The organism is Nonomuraea purpurea (genome assembly GCF_042650645.1).
In the GTDB taxonomy this organism is placed as follows: Bacteria; Actinomycetota; Actinomycetes; order Streptosporangiales; family Streptosporangiaceae; genus Nonomuraea; species Nonomuraea purpurea.
This window is the reverse complement of the sequence record NZ_JBHSBI010000017.1, coordinates 153,415-161,941: the sequence shown is the minus strand read 5'-3', so window position 1 is coordinate 161,941 and position 8,527 is coordinate 153,415. Positions and strand designations below refer to the sequence as shown.

Annotated in this window: 5 protein-coding genes; 2 read left to right on the top strand and 3 right to left on the bottom strand. The window is 71.0% G+C overall.

The window, feature by feature from the left end; all coding sequences use genetic code 11:
- Window positions 1-97: 97 nt before the first annotated feature.
- Together ACFOY2_RS31285 and ACFOY2_RS31280 are read right to left on the bottom strand one after the other, a co-directional pair.
- Window positions 98-718 carry an anticodon-binding protein gene (locus ACFOY2_RS31285; RefSeq protein WP_379531689.1) on the bottom strand — a complete coding sequence of 207 codons (621 nt, stop codon included), beginning with the start codon at window positions 716-718 and terminating at the stop codon, window positions 98-100.
- 9 nt (window positions 719-727) lie between these two features.
- A complete protein-coding gene (locus tag ACFOY2_RS31280; protein WP_379531688.1) occupies window positions 728-2,575 on the bottom strand; it encodes a hypothetical protein in 1,848 nt (615 codons plus the stop codon).
- A 70-nt stretch (window positions 2,576-2,645) separates the two neighbouring features.
- Between ACFOY2_RS31280 and ACFOY2_RS31275 the strand changes: the two genes are divergently transcribed.
- Window positions 2,646-4,280: an asparagine synthetase B family protein gene (locus ACFOY2_RS31275; protein ID WP_379531687.1), complete on the top strand. Its 1,635-nt coding sequence runs from the start codon at window positions 2,646-2,648 to the stop codon at window positions 4,278-4,280.
- A gap of 261 nt (window positions 4,281-4,541) precedes the next feature.
- Window positions 4,542-6,257, top strand: coding sequence for a maltose alpha-D-glucosyltransferase (treS, locus tag ACFOY2_RS31270; protein ID WP_379531686.1), 1,716 nt, complete (start codon window positions 4,542-4,544; stop codon window positions 6,255-6,257).
- Here treS and ACFOY2_RS31265 read toward each other — a convergent pair.
- On the bottom strand, window positions 6,244-8,511 hold the full coding sequence (locus ACFOY2_RS31265; protein ID WP_379531685.1) for an ABC transporter permease: 2,268 nt from the start codon (window positions 8,509-8,511) through the stop codon (window positions 6,244-6,246). The two genes, treS and ACFOY2_RS31265, sit on opposite strands and share 14 nt — an antisense overlap.
- Window positions 8,512-8,527: the final 16 nt, after the last annotated feature.

The following is an 8,527-nucleotide window of genomic DNA, read 5'->3' as shown; positions in this document are numbered from 1 at the left end:
GAGCCATGACCCACTGCCCACGTATCGAGACGGGATCAAGCCGCAGAAGGGATATTTTTACGCTTTTTCACTGGTAGCCCGGATATTTTGCAATTCGTCACAGCCGATCCGGCCCTGCGATGATCCCGCCCACCGTCTCCGCCAGCCGCACCCGCGCCGTGTGCACCGGCCCCGGCGGCTCGTCCCCGACGGGCACGGCGGGCGCGTGCTCGTGGGCGTCGTGATAGGCCAGGGCCAGCCGCAGCAGGTACGCCTCCCAGCCCGGATCCCTGCTGCCCAGCCGCCCCGGCAGCTCCGCCAGCACCCTGAGCACCAGCCGGTCGCGGGGGTCGTCGAGCAGTTCGGGCCTGAACCCGGTGAGCGGCACCCGGAGCTGATCGGCCCACCGCCGCACGGCGCACGTGCGGGCGTGCGCGTACCTGACCACGAAGCCAGGGTTGTCCCACGTGCGGGGAAAGTCCGGCCACGCGGGCTCGGGGAGGTCGGGACGCGGCAGCGACTCCAGCAGCTCGCCCGGCTCGCGGACGATGATCCGCAGGAACCCGTTCGGCTCGGCCTCGACCCTGTCCACGCCCGGCAGGGCCGAGATCCGCTCGGCGAGCGGCTCGGGGGGCAGGCGCCGCCGCAGGGCCGCGGCGGAGACGTACACGGCCTCGCGCTCCCACGTCCCTTCGGGCGCCGGCGGCTCCCCCAGCGCCTCGGCCAGCTCCTCCAGCATGGGACGACCTTAGATGAGCGCGTGCGGCTCCGCCGAGCCGTACTCGACCAGTTGGGCCGCCCCGAGCAGCCAGCGGTCCTCGTCGCGCACCCGCACGTAGCCGAACCGGTCGGCCGAGAACACCTTGATCCCGTCGGTGCGGCACTGCCGCATGAGAACCTCGTCCCAGCCCTCGGTGAGGTCGGCGAAGCCCAGCTCGCGCAGCGCGTTGCGGCGGGCCAGCAGGGTGGCTCCGGTGATCTCCGGCACGTAGGAGTACTCGGCGTCCGGCTGCTTGAGCAGCGTGGTCTGCGGCTTGCGCAGGTGAGCGTAGTAGGCGGCCTTGCCGACGACGTCGGCGGTGCTGAACAGGAAGGCCCGCCGCAGGTCCGCCAGGTAGTGCGGGCCGTAGACGTCGCGCGGGTCCATGACCGCCACCAGGTCGGCCTCGCACAGGTCGATGCCGGCGCCCAGCATCGCGCCCTCGGTCATCGAGGGCTCCGGGCGGCGGTAGATGATCTCGACGTCCGGCAGCACGTCGCGGGCCCGCAGCTCGGTCTCCGGCGGCCCGATGACGATGAGCTGGTCCACGCCCGACTGCTTGGCCACCTGCGCCAGCCCGTGCTCCATCAGGAACGGGTCGCGGATCGGCAGCAGCACGGAGGTGTTGAGGGTGGCGCGGGCGCTGGGCAGCCCGATCGCCTCCAGCATCTCGTCGATGCGCTCGGTCATCGTGCCCATCTGGTAGGCCCGCCGCAGCGCCACGTGCGCCCGCCGCGAGTCGGCCTCGGTGCCGATGGGCGTGCCGCAGGCGGCGAGCTCGGCCAGCCGCCACTGAGGCGTGCCCGGCGGGCAGTCGGCCGCGGCGGCCCAGCGGTAGGAGGTCAGCACGTCCGGGTAGGACAGGTGATCGGGCAGGAGCTGGTTGAGCGAGAGCACCCGGTCGATGCGCCCGCTGGACAGCGGCAGCGGGTTGTGCACCCGGGGCTGGACCCCGAACTGCAGGCGCGGCCAGGCCACGGTCAGGTCGTTGGTGAAGCGGTGCTCGAACAGGTGGGCCGCCGCGGCGTAGTCGGACACCTCGCCCTGGGTGTGCCAGAAGACCGTGCGGATGCCGCGCTCGGCGCACCAGGCCAGCAGCGCCCGCAGCCCCTCGCCGGGCTCGCCGATGATCTCCTCGGCCCACGGCCCCCGCGTGACGGACTCGACGACGAGCAGGTGGGGCACCTCCAGCGGGAGCACCCTGGCGAAGTCGCGCGGCGTGAACCCGGTCGTCTGCCGCCACTCGTAGCGCAGCAGCGCCTCGGCGTGCGGGTCGGCGATCACCGCGGCCGTCAGGTGCGGACGGGTGTTGGGCCCCGTCGGCACCCGGAACGGCTTGAGCTTGAAGGAGGCGCCCTCGACCGTCCTGGTCGTGGTCGTGGCCTGGAAGGCCGCTCCCGGGCGCTCGTCCTTGGGCTTGGCGTTGGACGCGGGCGGCTTGCGTTTGGGCGCGACGGGCCGTTTGACGGGCTTGGCGGCGCCCTTGAGGCCCCTGGCGAGCCGGACGGGGTTGCTCTTGCCGCTCTTGATGGCGTCACCGAGCCGGTTCCAGCGGGCGACCTTGATCGACGACAGCTTCCAGTTGGCCACCTCGGCCTGGAAACGCTGCTCGGCCACGTCCTTGCGCAGCTTGTCGGCGGCGGCCTGCTCGGCGGCGAGCTGCTCCTCAGCCTCGCTCAGCTGCTCGGCCAGCGTCCTGACCTGCTCGGCGCTCTCCTCGGCCGCGGCCAGCTTGGCCTGGGCGGCGTCCAGCAGCCTGGCCAGCTCGGCGGCGCGCTCGGCCTGCGCGACCGCGTCCCGCAGCGCCCTTCGCGTGCTCTCCAGCTCTGTGGACAAAACCGACCACCTCTCCCTCAGCCCGGCAAAGGATACTCTTTGCGCAAGCGTCTGGAAGGGATGAGATCCGGTGCAGTTCAACGTCCGACCCTACGTCTGCGGCGCTCTCGGCCGGATCGACACCGCCGTGCTCGGCAAGCTGATGGCCGCCGGCCCCCGGGTCCGCCCGGCCCTCCAGTCGGCCGAGGCCGCGCTGTTCAGCTCGACGCCGCTGCCGCCCTACCACCGCTCAGGAGGGGCGTTCGCGTTCTCCTGGGGCGAGCGCAGGCCGACCGAGGCGGAAGACTGGATGACGGTCGCGGAGACCCACGAGACGCCCGGCCTGATCGGCGACGGCGAGCGGATCACGCTGCACACCGGCGCGCTCGGGCTCGTGGACGTCTACTACGTCCGCCACGGCGAGGCCGTCTACTTCTCCTCCCTCATCCAGCCCCTGCTCAGCCTGGTGCCGATCCGGATCGACTGGTCGGCCTGGGCCTCGATCCTCCAGGTGACCTTCCCGCTGGGCGAGGCGACGCCGTACGCCGAGGTCAAGCGCCTGCCGGGATCGAGCGCGCTGGTGTGGGAGCACGGGAGGGTGGCCACCGACCGCCGGCTGCCGCGCTGGCTGCGCACCGAGCCGTACGAGGCGTGGATCAGCCCGCAGGAGATCGTCGAGCTGCTGCACCGCGTCTACGAGGACTACGACGGCCGCAAGCTGCTCGTGCCGGTCTCGGGCGGCTACGACTCACGGCTGCTGGCGAGCGTGGCCAAGGCCCGCGGCATGGACGTCGAGTCGTGGACGACCAGCCCCGACGACGGCACCGACACCGACATCGCCTTCGCCAGGTCGATCACCAGGGAGCTGGGCATCCAGCACCGGGTGATCACCCAGGACGCCGCCGACTATCCGGACGACGCCGCCGAGGTCGCCCGCAGGCTCGAATACCTGACGCCGCACCACGCCTGGTACGCCCCCTTCGCCAAGGAGGTCCACGGCGCGGGCCGCATCCTCGTCGACGGCCTGGCCGGCGGGCCGCTGCTGAAGAACTTCATGGTCAGCGGGGCCGCGCTGGAGGCCAGGACGCAGGCCGAGCGGTCGGCGGCCGTGCTGGGTTCGCTGTCGCTCGGCGCGCCCTCGCAGCCGTTCCTGTCCAAGGCCGCCGTGCAGTGGATGGAGGAGACCGTACGCGAGCAGTTCGCGGCGGCCACCTCCATGCTCCACGGGCACCGGGCCGAGTTGCCGCTCTCGGTGCTGCACACCAGGACGGTCCGGGGCATCGCGCGCTCGGCGGTCAACCTGGTCGGCCCCGAGGCGGCGTTCGCGGCGCCGTTCATCCATCCGGAGTTCTTCGACGCCGCGCTGTCGGTCGGCGTGGCCCGCAAGGACAAGGGCCGCTTCTACCGCGAGGTGCTGCGCGCGGCCCATCCACGGGTGGCCGCACTGCCTTCCACGAATGTGGTCAAGCAGCCGCTTCAGCGCGTGCCGTTGCGGTCGACGGCGGCGCCTGCCCGAAATTATTCGCACCGCATGCTGGAGACCGTTGTGAGCCGGGTGCCGGGGTTGTTGTCGGACGAGCTGCACGAGGTGATCGCGGGCGGACCCGACGCGCTGACCAGGTTCAACGGCTGGAACGACCGATTCTGGGTGCGCGGATTGGTGCTGTTCGGGCTCTGGCTGAACGACTTCGAGAACGATCTCTCAGATCTGGCTACACCTTTTTAGTGAACCCTGGGTAACAGGGCGATTACATACCGATCTCGTGGGCATTAAACCTTGTACAGCAGAAGCGGGTTCCGGAAAGCCGACGGGCTGGTAGTGTTCGGCCCGTAAGCGCCGCACAAACGGGCACCAGATCACAAATCCGGTCTCGTCAGGGCATGGAGTTCGCAGGGATGACGCCTCCACGCGGCGCGGTCACCAGATAACAACGCCGGGGAACACCGGTGACTTCGTCCTGCCCACATCTCTTTCTGTGAGCTACATATGATCAACACATCCCCATCGCCGGAGCCGATCTCTGAGGCGTTCGTCTCCGAAGACCCTGCCTGGTACAAGCGGGCGGTGTTCTACGAGGTTCTCGTCCGGGGGTTCAAGGACTCCAATGGCGACGGCACCGGCGACCTGCGCGGTCTCATCGAGAAGCTCGGCTACGTCGAGTGGCTCGGTGTGGACTGTCTGTGGTTGCTGCCGCTGTACGAGTCGCCGCTGCGCGACGGCGGCTACGATATTTCGGACTATATGAAGATCCTCCCTGACTTTGGGGATCTGGGGGATTTTGTCCAACTGATCGAGGCGGCTCACGAGCGCGGCCTGCGGATCATCACCGACCTCGTGATGAACCACACGAGCGACCGGCACCCGTGGTTCCAGGCGTCCAGGCACGACCCTGAAGGGCCGTACGGCGACTTCTACGTGTGGTCCGACGACCCCGGAGGCTATCCGGACGCGCCGGTCATCTTCATCGGCGCCGAGGAGTCCAACTGGACCTACGACCCGGTGCGCAAGCAGTACTACTGGCACCGTTTCTTCCACCACCAGCCGGACCTGAACTATGACAACCCTGCGGTGCAGGAGGCCATGCTCGAGGTCCTGCGGTTCTGGCTCGACCTGGGCATCGACGGGTTCCGGCTGGACGCGGTGCCGTACCTGTTCGAGCGCGAGGGCACCGCGTGCTCCGGGCTGCCCGAGACGCACGCCTACCTGAAGAAGGTCCGCGCGGAGGTCGACCGCCTCTACCCGGACCGGGTGCTGCTCGCGGAGGCCAACGGCTGGCCCGAGGACGTGGTCGAGTACTTCGGCGACCCCACGGCCGGCGGCGACGAGTGCCACATGGCCTTCCACTTCCCGCTGATGCCGCGCATCTACATGGCGGTCAAGAAGGAGACCCGCGAGCCGATCTCCGAGATCATGTCGCGTACGCCGAAGCTGCCCGAGACGGCGCAGTGGGGCATCTTCCTTCGCAACCACGACGAGCTCACGCTCGAGACGGTGACCGAGGAAGAGCGCGACTACATGCACAAGGAGTACGCCAAGGACCCGCGCATGCGGGCCTACCTGGGCATCCGGCGCCGCCTGGCCCCCCTGCTCGACAACGACAGGGACCGGATCGAGCTGTTCACCGCGCTGCTGCTGAGCCTGCCGGGCTCGCCGATCATCTACTACGGCGACGAGATCGGCATGGGCGACAACATCTGGCTGGAGGACCGCGACGCGGTCCGCACGCCGATGCAGTGGAGCCCCGACCGCAACGCCGGCTTCTCCTCGGCCGACCCCGGCCGCCTCTACCTGCCCGCCGTCATGGACCCGATCTACGGCTTCCAGGCGGTCAACGTGGAGGCCCAGCAGCGCCACGAGGGGTCGTTGCTCCACTTCACCAGGCGCATGCTGGAGATCCGCCGCAACCACCCGGTGTTCGGCGTCGGGGCCTACACCGAAATGTGGTCCTCCAACCCCTGCGTGCTCACCTTCGTGCGTGAGGACGGCGACGACGTCATGCTGTGTGTGAACAACCTGTCGAAGTTCCCGCAGCCGGTCGAGCTGGACCTGCGGCGCTTCGAGGGCATGACGCCGATCGAGGCGCGCGGCGGGGTGCACTTCCCGCCCATCGGGGAACTGCCCTACCTGCTGACCCTGCCGGGGCACGGGTTCTACTGGTTCGCGCTCAAGCGCGCCGGGGAGCCCGCCGTCAGCGCGATGTGACCGGCACCTGGGCACGGGCCGCGCGGCGCGCCGGGATGAGCGCCACCGCGAGGGCCGTGCCCACGGCGATCACGACCGCCGTGGCCAGCGTCACGGCCGAGGGCGCGCGGCCGATGCCCGCGCCCACACCGCTCGTGTGGCCCTGCAGGTCGATCAGCCCGGTGACGATCGAGACGCCCGCCGCGGCGCCCACGCCGACGCCGAGCACGACCAGCAGGCCCGTACCGGTCACGAGCGTGGCCATGACCTGGCGCGGCGTCAGCCCCATGGCCTTCAGCACGGCCAGGTCGAAGGCGTGGTCGCGCAGGCCGAGCGCGCTGGCGGTGAGCAGGTTGGCCAGGCCGATCAGGGTCAGCACGGCGATCATCGCCACGATCACGACCCTGATGATGGCCAGGCGGTCGGCCGGGTTCACCGCGGCCTGCACCTCCAGGCTCTCCGCCGACTGGGTCAGCAGCCGGCCGCGCACCTCCGCCTGGTCGGCGCCCGGCTTCAGGGCGAGCGCGTAGAACTCGGGCGGCACCGCGTCCTTGGCCGCCAGGCTGTCCAGCCCGACCGAGAGCACCTCGCCGTCCAGGTCGGGCTCGACCGTCCTGCCGACGATCCTGACGATCAGCGGCGTGCCGCCGACGGTCAGCCGCACCCGGTCGCCGATCTTGAGCCCGAGCAGGTTCAGCAGCCCCTGCCCCGCCACCGCCTCCCCCTGCCTGCCGTAGATGCGGCCCTCGACCACGGGGAACGGGTACGGGTCGGTCGAGCTGCCGAGCGCCCGCACCCTGACGGAACGGGCCTGGCCCGGAGCCAGGGCGTTCACGTCGGTGCCCGGATAGACCTCGGCCACGTCCTTGTCCTGCTCGGCGATGCGCTGCGCGGCGGCGGCCTCCAGCTTGCCCGGTCTGACGTAGAGGCCGGCGTGCTGGCCGACCTGCTCGGGGTGGGCGCGGAAGTTGTCCAGGGTGGCCCACACGCCGAGCCCGATCGTGATCATCATCATCGGCACGGCCAGGCCGAACGCCGTCAGGAACGCCGGCATCCTGCGCGTGAACGCGTCCCTGGTGCCCAGGATCAGGGCGGGCGGCAGGCGTACGAGGAGGGCCAGTCTGGCCAGCCTGGACAGACGGCCGTGGGGCGGCGAGACGGGGGCGTCGGGGATCGGCGGCGTGCGGCCGCCGCGCCAGGCGGGCACGCCCACGGCCGCCAGCACCACCAGGGCGGTGCCCGCCACGATCGCCAGCACGGGCCCGGGGGCCACGGAGGAGGCGCCCAGCACGGCCGCCATCACGCCCCAGCCCGCCACGCCGCCGATCGCCACGCCGACCAGCCCGAGCGCGCCGTGCTCGACCAGGAGCAGCAGGGCGACCTGGCCCTTGGTGAAGCCCATCGACTTGAGCGTGGCCAGGTCGCGCTGCTGGCCGAGCACCCGCCCGCCGGCCGCGTTGGCCAGCGCGAAGGCCGCGGCCACCAGCCCGGCCACCCCGAACAGCGCCAGCAGCGTGCCGAGCAGCCGGTTGTCCAGCTCCATCGCGGCCCTGACCTCGCGCCAGGTGTAGACCCGCTGGAGTTTGTCCTCCAGCATCACGACCACGCGCTGCGAGACGACCTGGGAGGCCTCCTGGTCGGCCAGGCGCAGCCCGGTGACCCATTCGCTGCGGCCCAGCATGGGCTCGATCCGGTCGAGCGTGCCCGGCAGCACGTAGGCCAGGCCGGGCGTCCACTCCGGATAGAAGCCCTGCTCGGCGGAGTCGGCGATGCCGCGCACGTACAGGGTGTGGCGCTCGCCGCTGAGCGCGATGATCGTGAAGGGCGCGCCGACCCCGAGCCGCAGCGAGGTGGCGAACGAGCGCTCGACGACCACGCCGTCGGGCTGGGCGGCGTCCAGCCACCTGCCGTCGGAGACCATGGGGTGGGCCACGGCCTGCGGCTCGGCCGGCATCGCGCGCAGCGCCGCCGGCTCCTTCTTCCCGTCCTGCGCCACGGTCACCGGCGCGGCGCGGTAGGGGCCCGCGGTCCTGGTCACGCCGTCGATGGCCCCCAGGTCGACCTGGGGGCTCTCGTCGGTGTAGAGCCAGACGTGGGCGCCCTCGGTCTGGGCGAACAGGCTGCGCCACGGGTTGGTGCTGTCTTCGAGCAGGGTCGCCCCGGTGATCAGCGCGGCCACGATGCCGGCCACGACCAGCACGGTCAGCGCCGTCTGGCCCTTCCTGGCCCGCAGGTCCGCCCTGATCCACCGGCTCCCGGCCAGCGTGGTACTCACAGCCACCGCCATGGGA

Excerpts from the sequence above, each read along its gene's own strand:
- ACFOY2_RS31285 (WP_379531689.1), bottom strand. The coding sequence starts at position 718 with ATGCTGGAGGAGCTGGCCGAGGCGCTGGGGGAGCCGCCGGCGCCCGAA.
- treS (WP_379531686.1), top strand. The coding sequence starts at position 4,542 with ATGATCAACACATCCCCATCGCCGGAGCCGATCTCTGAGGCGTTCGTC.